We start from the raw sequence: 18,734 nt of genomic DNA, 5'->3' as shown, positions 1-18,734 counted from the left end.
CTCAAGAATTAGACGGCTTTTACCTGATGGTGGAGTCAGGTGTCATTCGAAACACTAAAATTCCGAAAAATTCAGCATCGGATGTGAGGAAAAGAATTGCACTGATCGTTCCCGTTTCGGTCTTTGAACCTGCTGAAACTCTGCAGGAATGTGCTGAATACCTCAATAACCTCGATTTTGGTGGAATGGAGTGCATGATTGTTTTCTCTTTCGATGGCGATGAGAGTGATGACAGGGCAAGGATGCTCAGAAAGTACGGTTTCGAGGTTCTTGCCAGGAATACCAGAAGGGGTAAGAGGGCGGGAGCGATAAACGATGCTCTCGATCATCTGAGGAAATTTAAGCCTGATTTTGTGGCCATACTCGACGTGGATTCCCGGCCTGAAGAAGGTGTTATCCCAAGGTGTGCTGATGCTGTACGGAATGGCGTCTTCATCGCCTCTGCCAGGCGGCGAATATCCAATCCCGTGAACAGCACAACAAGGGCGGTGGAGTTTGAATACCGGCTTATCGGCTTTCTTCTCAAACACTCCGGTTTCAGGCAGTTCAACGGGCTGATAGGCGTTCTTGATGGAGATACTCTGTTCAGGCACAGGTTGAATGAGGATGCACTGACCGAGGATGCCGACTTCTCAACAAGGATGCACTGTAAGGGACTTAAAGCGGAGCTTGTGGACGGGTTTTTTTACGAACAATCTCCTCTGACCTGGAGAGACTTTTTTGAACAGAGGAAGAGGTGGTATTACGGCGGACTTGAACTCTGGAAGTATCTTCCTGACGTGCTTAAATCCGGGAATGCCGCATTCGTCACCTCCTGGATTTCGGCACTGACCCTGACCTTCTTCCCATCTCTGTTCATTCCGTTCATTCTGCTATCTCTCCCTTCCCTGCTTTTGTATTACGGGAAGGATGGATTCGGGACTTTTGTTGGGTTCATTGTTTATTCACTTGTGCTACAGGCAGCATCAATTTCCGCAATTTTTAACTTCCTGAGGAACAAGGGTGTCGAGTGGAAGGCAGTGAAAAGAATGGAACAGCTAAAAAGCTGATACTTGCAGTAACGATAACAGTACTATCGATTGCGGCAATCACGAAAATCGGAAATGTCAGCGTTGAGGATTTCGCAGGGGCGAAACTCAGCTTCATTGTTATTGCGCTAATCCTTCACGCGTTCTTCTGGATTTTCTGGACGATTCGACTGTGGGTCATTGTGAGAGTTCTAGAACACAGAGCCAGAATATCCCGTCTTTTCGCTGGAGTCCTTTCGAGCAACTTTGTGGCAGCAATAACTCCCTCTTCCGCAGGCGGGGAGCCGGTGAGGATCAAGGTTCTTGTTGACTCAGGAATGAGTGCAGGTTCCGCCACAGCCTGCATAATGGTTGAAAGGTTCCTCGATGCTCTCTTCTTTTCCGTATTTCTCCTTGCCATGATATCCATTTCGGGATTCGCTGTGGGACTCGGGTTGAAAGTGGGCATAATATTCACCGCTCTGCTCATTCTCTTCTTCGTATTCCTGTACGAGCTTTTCAAGTCTCCAGAACGCATAGGGAGACTTCTCGGCTTTCTCGAAAAGAGATTCAGGGGAGATCTGATCGAGAGACTGGAAAGAGAAATCTGGAGTTTCAGAAATGCGATTTCAGAAATGCTGAAAAACAGACGGATGGCGTTTGTTCTTTTCCTCCTGACAGGCTTCATATGGCTGTCAGAGTTTCTGATTCCCTCTGTTCTTTTAATGGCGTTCTCGTGCGAGCCTCACTGGATTCTGTCTCTGACCTCCCAGGCGATACTTGTCATCGTGTCTCTCGTCCCCCTGACGCCCGGAAGCAGCGGTATAGCCGAGTTCGGCTTTTTCTACCTCTACTCGAGCTTTGCATCGTGCAGGATAGGGGCAGTTGCGGGGCTGTGGAGGATAATAACCTACGTGTCCAACATTCTTGTGGGGCTGGTGTCTGCAGTGTATTATTTAAAAAATAAGCTCTGACAGCAGCTCTTCAGCATCAAATCCAATTTCTTCGAGCTTCTTTTTAGCTCTGCTGAATGCAGAGTAGTTGTACTGTTCACCAAGCCTTTTTGCCATGAGTGCTTCATACTCTGAGCCGGATAGCAGCTCTGAAAGCAGGTCTTTCAGCTCGTTTCTCTTGAATACCTTTACCTCACACCTTTCGACAAACTGTCTGTCTCTGAAAACAATGGCTTCGGTTTTCCAGCAGGTTTCACATTCTGCGATCAGTATTCTTGTGTCCTGATCACTGTGCCAGGTAATCTGCTGCATTTCACCACCGCAGGAGCAGAAACCACCGAACCCACTGCCCTCTTCGCCTTTCAAAGCCTTTCCGCCGTAAATAAGAACCTTCAGAGGTTCAATGTATGCTATCATTGGGGAAAATTAAAGGCAGAGATTAAAAAGTTTACACCGGGGTTACTTTTTTCACTTCTGGTATTCTGCTCCTGAGGTGCTGTTCGACGAACATTGTCAGTGTGAGCTGGGACATCGGACAGCCGTGGCATGAACCGAGAAGCTTAACCTTGACCTCTCCACTCTCCTCGTCAACATCGATAACTGCAATATTGCCTCCATCCCTTATCAGAGCCGGGCGAATCTCCTTTTCGATAACCTCTTCAACCTTTTCCTTCAGACTCATAGAAACATGGTCTTTTAGGCATGTTAAAAAGTTTTCTCACTCTATGGTGAGCTGCTCAAAGGGGACGTAATCTTCAGGTACATCCCGAATGTACCCTGCCTCGTCGAATACCTTTTCCTCCACAAACACCTCTGCGTCGAACCTCAAAGCGAGAGCTATGCTGTCGCTCGGCCTTGCATCTATCTCATGCTCCATTTCGTCCATCTTTATGAATATTCTCGCATAAAATGTGTTTTCGATGAGGTCGTCGATAACAACTTTCTCGATTCTGGCGTTCAGCCTTTCCAGTATTTCGGCCGTCAGATCATGAGTCATGGGTCTGGGGGGAGTTATGCCCTGTATGGCGGAATGGATTGCAAGGGCTTCGGGAGCCCCTATGAATATCTGGAGAATCCTTCCGGTATCCTCTCTGAGCAGCACCACAGGGGTTCCTCCGAATATGCTTGGGGCGAGATACACCCCCACGATCTCAACTTTTTTCATTTAAGGAATTTCGGTTTTTGAAGTATTAAAAACTTCCTGCGTTATTTTTTTTAATTCGCATAAAACCTTCTCCATGGATCTGGTAGAGCTTATTGCAGAAATGGCAGAAAGGAAGGGAATCAGGGTTGATAGCATCTCAGTGATTGAAAAAATCAAAACGGATTCGAGAACAAGGTGGAAGTGCAAATTCGGCTGCATGTATTACGGTAAGAGGTATTCCTGCCCGCCAGAGGTGCCTGAAAACTTCACCGAATTTATAGGCTCTTACAGGAAGGCTGTGGTCATCACGTACTCCTTCAGGGATTACATGGAGGACAAAAAAAGAATGCAGGAGCTCTTGCCTGAGCTGGAGTCCAGATTGCTCGAAAAGTATCCGCTTGCCTTTGCCCTGTTCCCCGGAGGATGCGACCTGTGTGATGAATGTTCCTATGAGAAAACAGGAGAGTGTGTGAAAAAAGAGAGGGTCAGGCCGTCCGTTTCATCGATGGGTATCATTGTCTCCCAGTTTGGTATCAGGATTGGCGATAGCAGGAGCGTTGCGGTGATACTGCTCGATTAGTCTATCAGCATGTTCAGACCCTCGATGAATGCCTCAATGCTCGCCATCACTATGTCGGTCCTCGCGCCTCTCGCAGTTACAACCTTGTCCTCTTTTTTCAGCTGGACTATCACATCAACAAGCGCATCAGTCCCGCCGGTGATCGCATCGACGTGATACCCCACAAGTTCTATGTCTGCAAAATCCTTTATTGCTTTCTTTATTGCGTTTATGGCTGCATCTACCGGGCCCGTTCCGACCCCTGCCTCTATCACTTCCTTGCCGTTGATTTTCAGCTTTATGCTGGCGGTGGGCATCAGGTTCACACCGCTGACGATCGATAAATCGAGAAGCTCCACCTTTCTCTCCTTTCTGATCTGGAGGACAGTCTCTATTATTGTTCTGATGTCCGCATCCGTTACCCTCTTGCCCCTGTCTCCGACCTCCTTTATCCTGGAAAGTATCTCCTTCATCTGGTCTGGAGTTGCCTTGTAACCGAGTTCTTTCATTATCATCTCAACACTTGCCCTGCCGGCATGCTTTCCGAGGACGATGAGCCTCTTTCTTCCGATAATCTCGGGAGATATGGGCTCGTAGGTCTGTGAGTTTTTGAGAAGTGCGGATGTGTGTATCCCGCTTTCGTGTGTAAAGGCGTTATCTCCAACAATGGGCTTGTTTGGAGGCACCTTCACCCTGCTGAGCTTTTCTATGAGCTGAGATGCGGGATAAATCATCTGCTTGTTGATTTTCGTTTTGACACCGTAGAGGAACTCAAGAGCCATGACCACCTCTTCCAGTGCTGCGTTTCCTGCTCTCTCTCCAAGACCGTTCACAGCAACGTGTATTTCGTCTGCTCCACCCTTCACAGCAAAAACGGTGTTTGCCGTTGCAAGCCCAAAATCGTCGTGGCCGTGAAATGCCACCGGGATGCTGTATCTTTCACTGAGCTTCTGCATGGTTTCGAATGCCCTTTCTGGGGTGAATACACCAACGGTGTCTGTGAATGTAAGGCGGTCTGCTCTGGCCTCAACGGCACTGTCGTACAGCTTTATCAGAAACTCAAAATCTGCTCTTGATGCATCCTCTCCACCGAACTCGACTATCAAACCTCTCTCCTTTGCGTATTCTATGGCTTTTACAGACATCTCAACAATTTCACTTCTCGTTTTTCCGGGAAACTTGCTTGAGATGTGAATATCTGATGAGGGTGCTACCATGAAGATTGAATCTGCTCCCGCATCTGCGGCAGCATCAATGTCTTCGAATTTAATCCTTCCAAAGCTGCAAATTTCAGCGTTCAAACCCGCTTCACTTATCGCCTTTATCGCCCGGAACTCTCCTTCTGAGGCTATCGCCGTGCCAGCCTCAATTATGTCAACGCCCATCTTGTCAAGAGCTTCGGCTATCATCAGTTTCTGCTCAACGCTGAGTGAAACGCCCGGCGTCTGTTCCCCATCCCTCAGGGTTGTGTCAAGGATTCTCACAGTCATCTCTTTAAGCCATTTAAAAATGCTATAAAAAATTAATCTCCAAAACGCGTTATGCTGTGAGGATAATGTAACATTTATATATTGTTAACAGAAAATAAAAGATTGTATGTTTACGCTTAGTACCAAGTATTATCCGCTTCTCAAAAAGCATCTTCTGGAGTATGTGTCTGAAGAGGAGATAATCGAGGATCTGGGAGAGGAGGCTCAGGGGGTAATCAGAGAGGGTTACTGGATTTTCAGACCATTTGTTGCGGCTGAGATTATACTTGACAGGGATACGAACAAACTGAAGTACAACACGATGGAGCCAACGCTGAACCCTGACGAGTTTCAGCTCCTTGAAAGGATTTATTTTGAGCTTACGAACATCCTGGTTTTGAAGGACGTGGTTACTGACCTGTTTCAGAAGGAGAAGATTCTCCTCTCTGCATTCAATGAGGTTGTCGATGAATTTGCGGTTGAACTCGACCCGGTTCTGAGATTGAAGTACCTTTACTATCTGTACAGGGATTTTATTGGCTTTGGGCAGATCGATCCACTTGTCAATGACCCGTATATCGAGGATATAAGCTGTGATGGATACAACATACCAGTTTACGTGTACCACAAGAGGTATGGCAACATACCCACAAACATCATTTTTGGCGATGTGGAGCTTGACAGAACCGTCCAGTCACTCGTTCAGATGTCCGGCAAGCACATAAGCTACGGAAACCCCATAATCGATGCGACACTGCCCGATGGCAGCAGGCTGCAGGCCACATACGGTACCGAAATAACTCCGAGAGGTTCTTCATTCACGATCAGAAAATTCACTGAGGAGCCACTCACGCCCATAGACCTCATAAGGTTCGGCACCTATACCTACGAGCAGATGGCGTATTTCTGGCTCGCAATAGAGAACAAGCTGAACATTCTGGTAGTCGGTGAAACTGCAGCGGGGAAAACAACAACCCTCAACGCAATACTGATGTTTCTCCCTCCGGACGTGAAGGTTGTGTCCATAGAAGACACAAGGGAAATCGTCCTCTATCATGAAAACTGGATTGCAGGAGTTACTCGAGAGGTTACCACAGGTGATGAGAACGTTATTTCCATGTACGACCTGCTCAAGGCTGCGATGAGGCAGAGGCCAGAGTACATCGTCGTGGGAGAGATTAGAGGTATAGAGGCACAGACTCTGTTTCAGGCTATGTCGACGGGTCATGCGGCCTACTCGACGCTCCACGCAGGTGATGTGTATCAGGTGATCTACAGGCTTGAGAGTGAGCCTCTGAATGTCCCGAGGAGCCTGATACAGTTCCTCGACATAGTGGTGGTTCAGACCCAGTGGACGAAGGAGAGTGTTAGAAGAAGGAGAGCGAAAGCAATTTACGAGTTCCTCGGAATAGATCCGAATGAGAAGGAGCTTCTCATCAATGAATTCGTCCGCTGGTCGTCTTACGATGATGCCTATTACCTCATAAACCCCTCAAAGAAGCTGGAGAAAATTGCGATGATAAGGGGTGAAAGCTATGATGAGGTGCAGGAAGAGCTGAAGAGAAGGGCGGAATTTTTGAAGTTCCTCGATAAAAATAACGTCAGGGACTACATCAAGCTGACCCACATGTTCCAAGCGTACTATCTCAACCCAGGCCAGCCGTTCGAAATGATATATAGAGAGGTAGAGGCCCATGACACTGATGCAGGACAGGCGATCCAACTCTGAGGACACTTTCAGGGAAAAATTTGCAGTTTACGCTCCCAGACCATTTGTCAGGTATTTCAGGAAGAGGTATGAGAGGGACAGGGATAGATATCACAATCTTGAAAAGACACTGGTTTCCTCGAGATTGCCCGTGACCGTCCCGAGATATCTTGCGATAGCCACATTTTATCCTCTCGTCTTTCTCCCGCTGTACATAATGTTCTCCTACTCGGTGGCCAAGGTTCTCGGTTATTATTACGCCAGCTACACCGGTGGCCTGTCATTTCTCCCGGTTGACATCGTCAGCTACCGTGAAATACCCATCAGGCTTTCATTTCAGAAACCGGATGTTTTCGTGTTCGAACTTATCGTGCTGACAGCCATGACAGCGCTTCTCTTCATACTATCCCGGCTCGCCATTCTGTATTACCCGAGACTCATTCTGGTACAGAGAAGGTCCAAGATAGAATCAACCCTCCCCCATGTTGTGAACATAATGCTGGGAATGTCCAAGGGAGGGGCTTCGCTGCTCGAGATCATAAAGACAATTGCTGAGGAAAGATCGATAACCGGAGAAGTGGGAAAGGAGTTCTCGATAATCTACAGGGAGGTGAGCGTTTTTCACAGGGATCTCATATCTGCAATGAGGTTTGTTTCCAACACCACACCATCCTCGAAACTCTCCGAGTTTCTTGAGGACATGATTGGCGTTGTTGAGGGTGGCGGGAAGGTCAGTGAGTTCCTCGAGTTCAAATCATCCCACTTCATTGAGGAAAGGGAGAGATACTACGAGATATTCATCAACACGCTTGAAATTTTCGGGGAAGTGTATGTGGCCATGTTCGTTGTTGCCCCCCTGTTCTCGCTGATCGTGTTCATACTTCTGGGTATGATGGGTGGAGCGGAATCGTCTTTTTCGAAGCTGATTGTGTATGGCTACATACCCATCGGTGCGGTCATGTTCATCTGGCTCATAAACTCCATGATGAAGCGTGAGGAGGGAGGATGGGTCGAGAGGGTAGCGACTCCCCTCTTCATCGGGGCAAAGATAATCTCTGTGGACAGAGTCTCAGGATACCGGTCAAAGGGCAGGCTGGCAAGGTTGCTGAAGAGGCTGAAGTCTGATCTGAAAAAGATTTTCAATATCGACCTAATTCTGAGAAACCCCCATTACACTCTTGCAGCAACCATTCCGGCGGCACTGCTGTTTTCTGCGATTGCATTCGGTAAATTGAGAATAGAAACCCTTCTTGTGGCCGTGCTTCTGATTGTGGCAATACCATATACGATACTTTATGAAATCAGGATTGTAAAACTCAGAAAAATGGAAAATGAACTGCCGGATCTTCTGAAGCAGCTGGGCAGTCTTAACGAAAGCGGTCTAACACTTGTGAACGCCCTCAAGGTCCTCTCCATGTCTGACCTCGGGGCCCTGACGAGGGAGATATCCAACATAAGGAAGGACATAGAGTGGGGAAGGCTCGCCACCGAAGCCTTTCTGAGGTTTGAAGAGAGGGTGGGCAGCCCGGTCGTGGGGAAGGTCATATCCATCCTCGTGAAAGCGCTTGAAGCCACGGACAATGTAAAGGCTGCCATTTTCACCGCAGCAACGGATGCGGAGATGTTCCTTGAATTCAGAAAGAGGGTTGCGAACGAGATGTTTGTCTACACCGTTATAGTCTACGTCACCTTCTATGTCTTCCTGTTCACGATTGTGATACTCAACCAGAATTTCATCAAGGTTTTCTCGAATATCTCGGTTCCCCAGTCTGTTTCAGGAGTTTACTTTGCCTCCCTTAACGTCTCTGAAACCACAACTCTCTTCTACCACGCAAGCCTCCTTAACGGGCTTTTCAGTGGACTTGTTGCCGGAGTCATGGGGTCAGGAAGCTTGAGGTCTGGAATAAAGCACTCAATTTTCATGGTGGTTTCTGCACTGCTGGTTTTTGTGTATTTTGTCGGCGTGGGGTTCTGAGAAGATGAAGGTGGGTTACGGGGTGTATCCCCTGCAGGAAATGGAACTGAAGTTTGGAAGGCACACACTCAGGATCGAAAAGGAGTCAGAGGTTTTCAGGTACATCAGGGAATCTGATGACGGCCGGGTGGAAAAGGTTCTCGCATCGAGGGAGGGTAAAATTGCAGTGAATCCGGTGGAACCCGTGAATCTCCCTAAAAACGTTACCAATTATCTTGAAATAAATTTCAGAAATACGCTTTTAATCGAACCGGGCCACAGGAAAACTTTTTTCACGACTTTTCCTGTGGAAATTGGGGTTTTCACAACTGGAAAGGGTGATATCGAGCTGATTGATGTTTTCTCCAATGTCAGTCTGAAGTACAGTCTTTACGGAGACCCGAGAAACGGGGTGGTGTGCAGGTACTGGGAGAGTGAACTGTTCACCAACCTGCCGGAACGGAATCCGCTTGAAGAGGGGGTCATGAGGATATCGATAAGGAACAACTTCGGCGAATGGGTTGAGGTGAGCCGTGCGGTATTCAACGTCTATCTCATGAAGATTTACTACAGCGACGAGATGGTGTTCTCAAATGCCGAGATGGAGATTCTCTCGAAGGCCTCTGCCGAAACGAAGTTCCTGATGGACACGATGAGGGATGGTATGAGGAAGAGCGTGGAAGTGTTCACGCCGAGAAAAGTGCCTGTGGTTACCAAGAGATTTTTCATGGAGTGGGGCGTATGATAGACCTGCTCGGTGTCAAAATATACGGCGATGTAACCATCGGGAATTTCCTGATTGCCATATTCATAATCTCGTTCGGTGTTTTTCTGGCAAAAGTGCTTACCACCAATCTGAGGAGGACGCTTGGCGACAGGATTGAGAAAAATCAGAGGGAGCTTATATTAAAGGTGGTTTACTACATCATAGTTCTTGTTGCGTTTCTCACGGCTCTGCCGTTTCTGGGTCTGAATCCATCAGGACTTCTTGTTGCAGGTGGGATTACCGGTATAGTTCTCGGTTTCGCAAGCCAGAGTGTGGTGTCCAACTTCATCTCAGGCATCTTCATCCTGTGGGAGAAGCCCGTGAAAATTGGGGACCAGATCAGCGTTGCAGGCATATCGGGTTATGTGGAAGATATTGGGATAATGTCAACAATCGTCAGAACGTATGACGGGCTTTATGTCCGGATACCCAACAATACTCTCTTCACAAGTGAAATAACGAACCTCACCGGAAATGTGGCGAGAAGGTTCGAGTACGTCATAGGGATAAGGTATTCGGATGATATTGACCGGGCTGTGGAAATAATAAAGGGAGTCATAGAAAAGGAACCATTCGCTCTTAAAAATCCGGCACCGGCGGTATTTGTGAACGATCTCGGTGATAGCTCAGTGAACATCGTCGTGAGGATATGGTCTCCCGTGCAGGTGTGGTATGATGTGAAGATGGCCCTGCTGAGCAGAATTAAGGAGGAGCTGGAGAGGAATGGTATTGAAATTCCGTTCCCTCAGAGAGTAATCTGGTTTGCGAATGAGCCTGAACTGAAACACGGGAGAGATGAGTGATGCGAATTGTTGCAGTCTCGGATACGCATGCTGAGAATTTCCGGGACCTTCCGGATTCGCTGATCGGTTTATTTGACGCTGCCGATATGGTCGTCCATGCAGGGGACTACACCACAATGGATGTCGTCGATGTCATGTCTTCAGAATACGATTTCATCGGAGTGCACGGGAATAGCGACGACCCTGAGGTTAAGAGAAAACTGAATCAATTTGAGGTCTTTGAGGTTGATGGAGTCAGGGTGTTTCTCACACATGCGGGGCATTTCGATTACGAGTTTCATGATCTTGCCTACAGAGCCATGGAGCTTGGTGCCGGGCTTGTGATTTTCGGCCACATTCACCGGTTTCATTCGGAGCAGTTCGACAGTGTCAGAGTCATCTGTCCGGGAAGTCCAACCAGACCCAGACTCTCGCTTCCGAGCTGTGCGGTCATCGATATTGATGAAGGAAAGGTAGAAATAAGGAGAGAGCTGATCGGGTGATGTCATGAAGGTGTGCATCGTCAGTGCCAGTGCAGAAAAGATCGCCAAGGAGCTTGAAAAAAAAGGGAAGGCAATAGTAATCGAGAAAGGCAATCCAGAAGGGGAAAAAGTTCTCTTCGGTGAAAACTGCGTGAGTTTTACCGTAAAGCCCAGAAATCTCAGGGATGTGCTTGAGGTTCTTGCAGACCTCGGTTATGATTACGCTTTGCTGAAGGGATTCATGAAAGAAGAGGTCGAGAATCTGGGCATTGAAATTCCGGAGATTGAGAGTGCTGAGGAGGCTGAAACCGCTGATGACTGTGAGACCATAAAGAGCATAATGCGGAAGCTTAAGGAGAGTGCCGGAGCGGAGTTTTCCGGGGCCATAGGAGTCTTCGTCGGGTTCGTGAGGAGAATTTCTGATGGCAGGGAGGTGGTCAGACTTGAGTACGAGAAGTACGATGAACTCTTTGACAGGGTCAGGGAGGAGATTGAGCAGGAGATTCTGGGATATGATGGTGTGAGGGGAGTTCGGATCTACCACCGGGTTGGCACCCTCGTTCCAGGAGAGGACATAGTTTATGTTGCGGTTATGGCGGAACACAGAAAACATCTGTGGGAACCGCTGAAAAAAGCTGTAGGGCTTTTCAAGGCAAAGCTCCCGGTCTGGAAGAAGGAGATTTACATTGACGGGGAAATCTGGGCGCACGACCGGGATCTAATGAAGGAGTGAGCGGAGCATTTTTATCAGCATTTCCCCCTCTTCTCTGTTTCTTGCCGTCGTAATCACGTGAATCTGCTGGACACTTCCCCCGTGGATGAGCAGCGCCCTTATGTTCCCCCTGTCATCGCTTCTCGTGAGCTTCAATCTGACACTGCCTGTGGTGGTTCCCTTGTTTTCTATAATTCCGGGCACAATCTTTTTCACGAATTCTGATTCAGCTATTCTCATCACAAGCCCTCTTCCCTCCCGCCCCCCTATGATTGTCGAATGCGCCCCACCTATCTTGCTCTCAGGCCTTAAATGCACTTTTTCCATCTCTCCGGAGCTTGTCATAAACTCACTCAGAGTTCTGAGGAATTCATTCCTCTCCATCGGTTCAAGAACCGAGATCTCCAGAGGGTAGAGGGCACTCAGTTTGAGCATTCTTTCGGTTTCGGAGATAATGTCTCTGCTTTCTCCCGACAGATACAGCTTATCTGCTCTTTTTCTGTGCAGCTTTTCCCAGACAACCTCAAAGGTGTTTCTCAGACTTTCCCATTCACCGTAAAGCCTGAAGGTTAGCGTTCTCTGCACGTCCCCGAATAATGCCAGGTTCAGCCTTCCGGACTCTGCAAAAAGTCCCGCGAGCTTCAGATTGCGGTTGCCACAGACAAGACAGAAATCAAACTCTTCTTCAAGCTCTGAGAAGCAGAACCTGCATTTCATATCATTCTCAGTATGTTTCTGAGCATGTAGATGCTGTCCCTGGCAACACTCACCTTCGAATCGCCGCCGTGTTTCCAACTCACCGGAATTTCCTTTATTTTCAGCCCCTCTCGCTGGGCAAGGACCAGCAGTTCAGTATCCCAGAACCAGTGGTTGTCCTCTATTCTGTCTATTATTCTGATGATACTTGATTTCCTGAAGCCCTTGAATCCGCACTGGTGGTCGTGAATTTTTGACCCCAGCAGAGTTCTCACGAGAAAGTTGTATGTTTTCGAGGGAAAGTCTCTTGAAAATGGTCTGCTGGCGGAGCTCTCTCTCATGAGTCTTGACCCTATGGCGATGTCGTAACCGCTTTCGAGGGCGTCGTACACGTCTTTTATGTGTTTGAGATCTGTGGACAGGTCAACGTCCATGTAGAGGACAAACTGGTATCTGGAGTTTTTTATGGCGTTGTTCAGGGCTTTCCCCCTCCCAAGCCTTTCATCGCTGTGCAGATGCCTGACGAAAGAGTATTTTTCCTCCAAGCTCTGTGCTATTCTGTCAGTGCCGTCAGTGGAGCCGTCTTCAGCTATGATTATCTCAAATTCGTCAAAATTTTCTGTCATGTATTCTCTTACGCTTTCAAACGCTTTTTTCAGTCTTGCCGCTTCGTTATATGCAGGAAATATTATCGATATCATTTGACGAAAGACTGACTCGAAATATTTAAAGTTTATAACCTGTTTACTTCATCAATGCGTCTCAGACTTGCTGTGGGGCTGGCATTGGTCGTCATGCTGGTTTTCCTTTTTAGGGATTCGCTCCAGTATCTGCTCTCTGCAAATCCTGTTTACTTCTTTTACGGAGTTGTTTTCTACGTTCTGCTGAACCTCATCCTCTCGTTCAGAATTCACTACCTTCTGGTTAAATCGGGACAGCACTCTGACTTCATCGATGTTATGAAAGCACATTTTGCCGGCATGATCCTTGGAGACTTCACACCCGGCAGGGTTGGATACTTCTCTGCACCGCTTTTCGCTCAGAGATATGGGATGAACGCGGATGCATTCATGGGTGTGATCCTGTCATCCCAGGCGGTGGAGCTGGTCGTCAAGATATTCGGGGCATCACTTGCGGTGGTTTACTTTCTGAAGCCTGAAGAGGTTTATCTTCTCGCTCTTCCCGCCATTCTGACGGTGGCGGCCATACTCTACCTGTGGTCTGACATTCCCCCAGACATTGGCCGGCTGAGAGAAATAAGAATTCATGCACGGAAAACCGCCAGGCACACTCCATTTATCGTTCTGATATCGCTTGCGGGTTGGTTGCTGACCGGACTCCAGTGGTACTATCTGTTCCTTTCAGCCAGGATTGATGCAGGATTCGTTCAGGCCATGCTCATTCAGCCCCTGGCGACTCTCCTGATGTTCGTTCCTCTAACTCCTGCTGGGCTTGGAGTTTTTGAATCAGGCTCAGCTCTGCTGGTTTCTGCTATCTCCAGCAATCTGAATGCCGGAGTTGCCCATTCCATCCTGGTCAGGGTTTCAACGGTTGCTGCGGATCTGCCGGGTCTGGCTGTGATCATGGAAAAAAGGGGTTCATGATTCAAGGACCCTCTTCTTCAGTATTTTTACAGAGTTCAGCATGGTTTCTCCCGGGTACAGCCTCAGTTCCCCGACTATGAACCTTTCGTAAAGCTCTTCATCGCTTGCACCGGACCTTATCAGCTCCCTGGCTTTTAATGTCTCTTCTCTGGCTTTTCTTGCTACGGCGTCGCACTCTCTTCCTCTGAAAACGTGTATGTGTCCCAGACCCAGAATTTCAGGCCTGAATGAGGCAATCTTCTCTATGGAGTTCAGATATTCTTCAAAGCTGTAGAAAAACAGAGGAGCGTGGACTCCTGAAGAGGTGATGAATCCGAAGCAGTCAGATATGAGGAGAGCGTTGCTCTTTCTGTGATATACTATGATCGAATCCGGAGAGTGGCCAGTGGCCTCGTATATCTCAAGCCCGTAAACATAATCACCATCGCCTACTGCTCTGTCAACCCTGAAACCGTTTTCAGTTTTGATTTCATGACCGCAGACAAACGCATCCTCCTGGAGCCAGATGTTGACGACTTTTTCCCTCTGAAAGAGCCTTGAAACATTCTCATGCGCAAAAACCTCAGCGTCAGGGTACTCTTCGAGAATTCGGGGCAGGCCGGTTATGTGGTCTGAGTGGGCGTGGGTGAGTATGATGGCATCGATATCCTCCTCGAGAACTTCGAGGAATTTTTCAGCAACACAGCTCCATCCGACCTCTATGAGAACGTTCTTTTCCCCGCTGAAGACATAGTAGTTGAAATGTCCGATTCTGTATAGCTTTAAGGAATCTGAAAGCTCGATAACTTCTGCGTCCATGGTGTATGATTATTCATTGAAAATTGAAAAAAATTGTGCCAAGGCAACATTTATTATCCTTTAAGTGCTATATTTTTATTGCCCCAACCGGGGAGGGGGTGGAGAAAGCAAGGCTTGCGATGAAGCTCCCTGCAAGCGTTGGGGTTACACCATGTCGCATGGTCCCTGGATGAGCGGGAGCAAATGCTCCTTCGATGACTTCAGGGCAACCCCGACATGGGACAGCCCCGAACGGTCAGCCATCCTGAGATGGCATGAGCCTGCGGTGAGGGATGGTGTTAGCTTCGGGGGACATTCTGCAGTTTGTCGCAGTGTGGTGGGTCAAGAATCCGGAATGTGTCTTTGTGGAGGGGTACACATTGGACGGGCTCAACGGCATTTTTAAAGAGAATGGTCAAAAAACGCCGGACCACGACAAAAAAGGTAAAAACTGGCTGGAATAGGTTATCAGTAGCTCTTCGCCACTGCGTTCAGCTTTCCTTCTCTCCCGCAGACCACGCACTGCCCTTTCTCGCTCACGTCAATCCCTTCGGGAATCTCGACGAGCTGTCCCAGTACTCCTGCCTTGACTCTTTCCTCGACCTCCTCACCGCATTCTATGCTCTCACAGAGGTGGAAGAGTGCAACTCCCTTCCCCATCCACTCTGCCATGCTGTCCAGGTCATCAAAGTACCTTACCTTTTCCATCATCTCCCTGTATGCCTTTTCCCTGAGTCTCGCATGCATTTCCTCTGCCCAGGTTTTTATGTTGTCCTCTGTAAGCTCTTCGATGGGTATCTTCTTCTTGACCTTTTCGTCTCTGAAAGAAACCACGGCTTCTTTGCTCTCAGCCTCTCTTGGTCCTATCTCTATCCTCAGAGGCACTCCGAAAAGCTCCCACCTGTAGTATTTCGCTCCGGGTCTGTCATCGCTGTCGTCCATGACCACTCTGAATCCCATGCCCCTTAACCTGTCGTAAACCTGATTGGCGACATTCATTACAAGCTCTTCCTTGCCCTTGTAGAGGATGGGAATGACCACGATCTGATGAGGTGCGTATTCGAACGGCAGGATGAGGCCAACATCATCACCATGGATGCTTATGAGCGAGGCTATGCACCTCTCGGATATGCCATAGCAGGTCTGGTGTATGTAGGCGTGGTCTCCTTCCGGCGTTTCATACTTTATGTCAAACGTTTTTGCAAAGTTGTCCGCAAGGTGGTGCACCGTACCAATCTGCAGAGTTCTGCCGTCGGGCATGATCGTGTCGAAAGCAATGGTGTAATCTGCTCCAGGGAATTTGTCCCATTCCGGCCTTTTAATCACGAAATACGGGATGGCGAGAGCGTCGTAAAATTCCTTGTAGGAGTTGATGGCTTTTTTGACGTTCTCTTCGGCCTCTTCATAATTTCTGTGGGCTGTGTGGGCTTCCTTGAAAGAGGTAATCTCTCTAAGCCGGATCAGAGGTCTGGTGTGCTTTGTCTCGTACCTGAAAACGTTCACGACCTGGTAAACCTTAAGCGGCAGGTCAGCATGGCTCCGTATCCAGAGCCTGAACATCGGATACATGGCAGTCTCGCTCGTAGGCCTCAATGCGAGCTTCACATCAAGCTCATCGATACCACCATGGGTTATCCAGTAAACCTCATCCTCGAAACCCTTTATATGCTGTCCTTCCTTTCCAAGCTCTGTTTCCGGAATCAGGGCCGGGAAGTAAACCTCGTCATGTTCTCTATCCATTATCTCTCTGAGCTTTCCGTACACGAGCTTTCTGAGTTTGAACCCGAAGGGAAACCACACGTAAAGCCCCTTCACGGGATACCTTATGTCCATGATCTGGGCGTGCTGTATTATCTCATGATACCATTCTGAGAAGTTTGATTTCGGAGGAAGCATGATTACCAGCAGCTAAGGGAGTTATTAAAACTTTTTTGATTTGGATGTTTAATGCGAATCAGCCACTTCTGAGAAATTTACTCTTTCTGGATTCCACTTCAGGCGTGGCGATCTGGTTGAGCAGCACAGTACCGAAATTATTTTACACTCAACGTAAAACTATTTGCTGATGCATCTCAGCAATATGCTTGCGGTCCTGCTGATGTGCCGGGTGGTGTAGAAATATTTTTATACTGTTTTACGTCTAATGTAAAATATGGACTTGAGGAAAGTAGCTCTGTTGATTGTCGTTCTGGGAGTCGCAGTAGTTCTGCTATCCTTCAAAAACACTTCAGGAACGTCAGGCTTTGGTGAGGGATTGAGTGAGGAAGATCTGACAAAGATAAGTCCCGGAAACATTCAGGTTACTGCTGTCTTTCTCAATCCGATGTATCCGGACATGAGCAGGCCGGCGATATATGTCAGACTTGATACCCACTCCGGGGACCTTTACACCTATGATATGCTCAACAAAACGTTTCTCGAGGTTGACGGAGAGAAATACAGGCCCATTGAGTGGAAGGAGGACGACAGTTCGTGGGGACATCACAGATACGGTGTTTTCACTTTCCCCGAGGGTGCGCTGGAGCTGATTAAAAAGGAGAAAAAATTCAGGCTCGTGATCGAGCTGGACAGCACAAGGGTTCTGGAGTGGAGAATATGACCGACAGGAGGATAGTTTACGGGCTGGTCTCTTCAATTTTACTGCTTGTTTTCTATGCCTCCATAAATTACCTTGCTGGTGGAATTGAGGCAGTTTACTGGAATTTCAGAAATTACCTGCCGTACATTGCCGTGATTGATGCCGGCTTCGGCATCCAGGTTGCGCTTTACACCCACATAAGGTCATTTGGCAAGAGCTGCAGTGCCGTTGCAAGCACTCCGGTAACAGCGGGAAGCATGGTTGCATGCTGTCTTCACCATGTAACTGACTTCATACCGTTCGCCGGAGTGGGCCTGGGCCTGTTCCTTTCCCGATATACCGAACTCTTCTTTCTGATAGGTGCAGCATCGAGCGTTGTCGGGGTTGCATGGATGCTCTCGATAGTCCAGAGATGGAACCTTTACTCTGAAGGTGCCTTGCTCTCGAAGCTGATGGTAGTGGATTACATGAAAATGAGAAACGCTCTGCTTGTTCTTTCAGCAGCAGTTCTTTTGCTGTGGTATGTTTCCGAGCCTTACAGGTACATTTAGTTCATTTTTTAAAAAATGGGTGATGACCGATCAGGAAACAGGTCTGATGGCATTCCACTGATGAATTGCTGCTTCAAGAAACGATATCAGGGACTTTCTCATTGCTTCGTTGTCCGGTGAGCCGGAATAACCTATGAATGCCATTTTTCTTCCGTTTATCTCCATGATGCTTCCGTTGGGGTAGAGAACGTAGAATTCCGGTGTGCCCGTTGCTCCAAATTTAAGGGCGAGAAGCCTTTCGCTGTTGAAGTCAACCTTGACCGGTATGAATTTGTTTATGGCATTCTGGAGGTCCTCGTACTTCTTCAGGTCTTCAAGGAAGGCCTTGCACACGTGGCAGGTGTCTGAATGTATATAAACGAGAACAGGTCTGTTTTCCCTCTCAGCGAGTTTGAGACCCTCACTGTAGGAATAGAATTTTACTGGCAGATCAGAACTGTCCTCTGCCGGATTTTTCAGGATGATGAACAGCCCCGATAAAATGAGAAATAGGGCTATGAGTATGGTAATCCTGCTTCCTGCCATGCGATGACACCACCATCAAGCTCGTAGATGTTCTCGTAGCCCATCTGAGCAAGCTTTGAAGCGGCCATTTTGCTCATGTGTCCGCTTCTGCAGTAAACCAGTATCTTTGTGGACTTGTCTTTTGGCAGCAGGTCTGAATACTCGTCAATCCTGTCGTAAGGAATCCAGGCGTTCGTGCCCGGAATGTGTTTCTGTTTGGGAACATGCACGTCTATGACAAAAACGTCCCCGCTCTGTATCATGCGGTAAAACTCCTCCGGCGAAACGGACTGGTATGCCCTCTTTTTCGGAAACAGAACGTAGCTGGTGTAGAGCAGATACGCAACAACTGCGAGTATGACTGCAGCAGTGATAATTTTCGAGTTCACAGCATCACCTCCCGTAGAAACTTTCTACCATATACAACACACGGCCAATACCGCCCGGAACCTTTATCCGGCGTTTTTCCATAACTTTTCGCAATCATC

The 18,734-nt window shown here is 48.0% G+C and carries 22 protein-coding genes; 12 read left to right on the top strand and 10 right to left on the bottom strand.

Going from position 1 to position 18,734, the window contains the following annotated elements; genetic code table 11:
• The first annotated feature begins 83 nt into the window (after window positions 1-83).
• Entirely contained in the window at window positions 84-1,049 is a 966-nt protein-coding gene (locus GACE_RS05950; protein ID WP_048093719.1) for a glycosyltransferase family 2 protein, read from the top strand.
• Entirely contained in the window at window positions 1,010-1,981 is a 972-nt protein-coding gene (locus GACE_RS05945) for a flippase-like domain-containing protein (RefSeq protein WP_048091980.1), read from the top strand. The genes GACE_RS05950 and GACE_RS05945 overlap by 40 nt, the downstream gene beginning before the upstream one ends.
• Here the strand turns inward: GACE_RS05945 and GACE_RS05940 are convergent.
• Genes GACE_RS05940 through GACE_RS05930 form a run of 3 tightly spaced genes read right to left on the bottom strand, consistent with a single transcriptional unit; the run spans window position 1,964 to window position 3,125 of the window.
• Window positions 1,964-2,377, bottom strand: coding sequence for a hypothetical protein (locus GACE_RS05940; protein ID WP_048091978.1), 414 nt, complete (start codon window positions 2,375-2,377; stop codon window positions 1,964-1,966). The two genes, GACE_RS05945 and GACE_RS05940, sit on opposite strands and share 18 nt — an antisense overlap.
• A gap of 31 nt (window positions 2,378-2,408) precedes the next feature.
• Window positions 2,409-2,642, bottom strand: coding sequence for a NifU family protein (locus tag GACE_RS05935; protein WP_048091977.1), 234 nt, complete (start codon window positions 2,640-2,642; stop codon window positions 2,409-2,411).
• 36 nt (window positions 2,643-2,678) lie between these two features.
• The gene (locus GACE_RS05930; protein WP_048091976.1) at window positions 2,679-3,125 is read right to left on the bottom strand and encodes a bifunctional nuclease family protein; all 447 of its coding nucleotides are present in this window, start codon (window positions 3,123-3,125) and stop codon (window positions 2,679-2,681) included.
• Window positions 3,126-3,198: 73 nt separating this feature from the next.
• Here GACE_RS05930 and GACE_RS05925 point away from each other — a divergent pair, with 73 nt between their 5' ends.
• A complete protein-coding gene (locus tag GACE_RS05925; RefSeq protein WP_048091975.1) occupies window positions 3,199-3,684 on the top strand; it encodes a DUF2284 domain-containing protein in 486 nt (161 codons plus the stop codon).
• Here GACE_RS05925 and GACE_RS05920 read toward each other — a convergent pair.
• Entirely contained in the window at window positions 3,681-5,153 is a 1,473-nt protein-coding gene (locus GACE_RS05920) for a 2-isopropylmalate synthase (RefSeq protein ID WP_048091973.1), read from the bottom strand. The genes GACE_RS05925 and GACE_RS05920 overlap by 4 nt on opposite strands.
• A 106-nt stretch (window positions 5,154-5,259) precedes the next feature.
• Between GACE_RS05920 and GACE_RS05915 the strand changes: the two genes are divergently transcribed.
• The 6 genes from GACE_RS05915 to GACE_RS05890 are packed head-to-tail and all read left to right on the top strand — an operon-like array spanning window position 5,260 to window position 11,557.
• Window positions 5,260-6,861 carry a type II/IV secretion system ATPase subunit gene (locus tag GACE_RS05915; RefSeq protein WP_048091972.1) on the top strand — a complete coding sequence of 534 codons (1,602 nt, stop codon included), beginning with the start codon at window positions 5,260-5,262 and terminating at the stop codon, window positions 6,859-6,861.
• A complete protein-coding gene (locus GACE_RS05910) occupies window positions 6,827-8,815 on the top strand; it encodes a type II secretion system F family protein (RefSeq protein WP_084063678.1) in 1,989 nt (662 codons plus the stop codon). Before GACE_RS05915 ends, GACE_RS05910 begins: the two co-directional genes overlap by 35 nt.
• A 4-nt stretch (window positions 8,816-8,819) precedes the next feature.
• Window positions 8,820-9,539, top strand: a complete 720-nt coding sequence (locus GACE_RS05905; protein WP_318249123.1) for a DUF432 domain-containing protein — start codon at window positions 8,820-8,822, stop codon at window positions 9,537-9,539.
• On the top strand, window positions 9,536-10,363 hold the full coding sequence (locus tag GACE_RS05900; RefSeq protein WP_048091969.1) for a mechanosensitive ion channel family protein: 828 nt from the start codon (window positions 9,536-9,538) through the stop codon (window positions 10,361-10,363). The genes GACE_RS05905 and GACE_RS05900 overlap by 4 nt, the downstream gene beginning before the upstream one ends.
• Complete coding sequence (locus GACE_RS05895) at window positions 10,363-10,845, top strand: YfcE family phosphodiesterase (RefSeq protein WP_048091968.1); 483 nt, start codon at window positions 10,363-10,365, stop codon at window positions 10,843-10,845. The genes GACE_RS05900 and GACE_RS05895 overlap by 1 nt, the downstream gene beginning before the upstream one ends.
• Before the next feature lie 4 nt (window positions 10,846-10,849).
• A complete protein-coding gene (locus tag GACE_RS05890; RefSeq protein ID WP_048091966.1) occupies window positions 10,850-11,557 on the top strand; it encodes a molybdenum cofactor biosynthesis protein MoaE in 708 nt (235 codons plus the stop codon).
• Here the strand turns inward: GACE_RS05890 and GACE_RS05885 are convergent.
• Window positions 11,543-12,253, bottom strand: coding sequence for a DUF2103 domain-containing protein (locus tag GACE_RS05885; protein WP_048091965.1), 711 nt, complete (start codon window positions 12,251-12,253; stop codon window positions 11,543-11,545). The genes GACE_RS05890 and GACE_RS05885 overlap by 15 nt on opposite strands.
• On the bottom strand, window positions 12,250-12,933 hold the full coding sequence (locus tag GACE_RS05880) for a dolichyl-phosphate beta-glucosyltransferase (RefSeq protein ID WP_048091963.1): 684 nt from the start codon (window positions 12,931-12,933) through the stop codon (window positions 12,250-12,252). The genes GACE_RS05885 and GACE_RS05880 overlap by 4 nt, the downstream gene beginning before the upstream one ends.
• Window positions 12,934-12,987: 54 nt before the next feature.
• Here GACE_RS05880 and GACE_RS05875 point away from each other — a divergent pair, with 54 nt between their 5' ends.
• Window positions 12,988-13,836, top strand: coding sequence for a lysylphosphatidylglycerol synthase domain-containing protein (locus tag GACE_RS05875; RefSeq protein ID WP_048091959.1), 849 nt, complete (start codon window positions 12,988-12,990; stop codon window positions 13,834-13,836).
• Here the strand turns inward: GACE_RS05875 and GACE_RS05870 are convergent.
• Window positions 13,831-14,634 (bottom strand): MBL fold metallo-hydrolase, encoded by an 804-nt coding sequence (locus GACE_RS05870; protein ID WP_048091957.1) that lies wholly within the window; start codon window positions 14,632-14,634, stop codon window positions 13,831-13,833. The two genes, GACE_RS05875 and GACE_RS05870, sit on opposite strands and share 6 nt — an antisense overlap.
• A 447-nt stretch (window positions 14,635-15,081) precedes the next feature.
• Window positions 15,082-16,509 carry a proline--tRNA ligase gene (gene proS, locus GACE_RS05865; RefSeq protein WP_048091955.1) on the bottom strand — a complete coding sequence of 476 codons (1,428 nt, stop codon included), beginning with the start codon at window positions 16,507-16,509 and terminating at the stop codon, window positions 15,082-15,084.
• Between the two features lie 256 nt (window positions 16,510-16,765).
• Here proS and GACE_RS05860 point away from each other — a divergent pair, with 256 nt between their 5' ends.
• Window positions 16,766-17,212, top strand: a complete 447-nt coding sequence (locus GACE_RS05860) for a hypothetical protein (RefSeq protein WP_048091953.1) — start codon at window positions 16,766-16,768, stop codon at window positions 17,210-17,212.
• Window positions 17,209-17,742 (top strand): hypothetical protein, encoded by a 534-nt coding sequence (locus GACE_RS05855; protein ID WP_048091951.1) that lies wholly within the window; start codon window positions 17,209-17,211, stop codon window positions 17,740-17,742. The genes GACE_RS05860 and GACE_RS05855 overlap by 4 nt, the downstream gene beginning before the upstream one ends.
• Window positions 17,743-17,772: 30 nt before the next feature.
• Here the strand turns inward: GACE_RS05855 and GACE_RS05850 are convergent, their stop codons facing one another.
• The gene (locus GACE_RS05850) at window positions 17,773-18,267 is read right to left on the bottom strand and encodes a thioredoxin family protein (protein WP_048091949.1); all 495 of its coding nucleotides are present in this window, start codon (window positions 18,265-18,267) and stop codon (window positions 17,773-17,775) included.
• Window positions 18,237-18,635 (bottom strand): rhodanese-like domain-containing protein, encoded by a 399-nt coding sequence (locus tag GACE_RS05845; protein WP_052400238.1) that lies wholly within the window; start codon window positions 18,633-18,635, stop codon window positions 18,237-18,239. The genes GACE_RS05850 and GACE_RS05845 overlap by 31 nt, the downstream gene beginning before the upstream one ends.
• Window positions 18,636-18,734: the final 99 nt, after the last annotated feature.

The sequence above is a fragment of the Geoglobus acetivorans genome, from assembly GCF_000789255.1.
Lineage (GTDB): Archaea > Halobacteriota > Archaeoglobi > Archaeoglobales > Archaeoglobaceae > Geoglobus > Geoglobus acetivorans_B.
The sequence above is the reverse complement of the archived record's forward strand: the minus strand, read 5'-3'. Positions and strand labels throughout refer to the sequence as shown.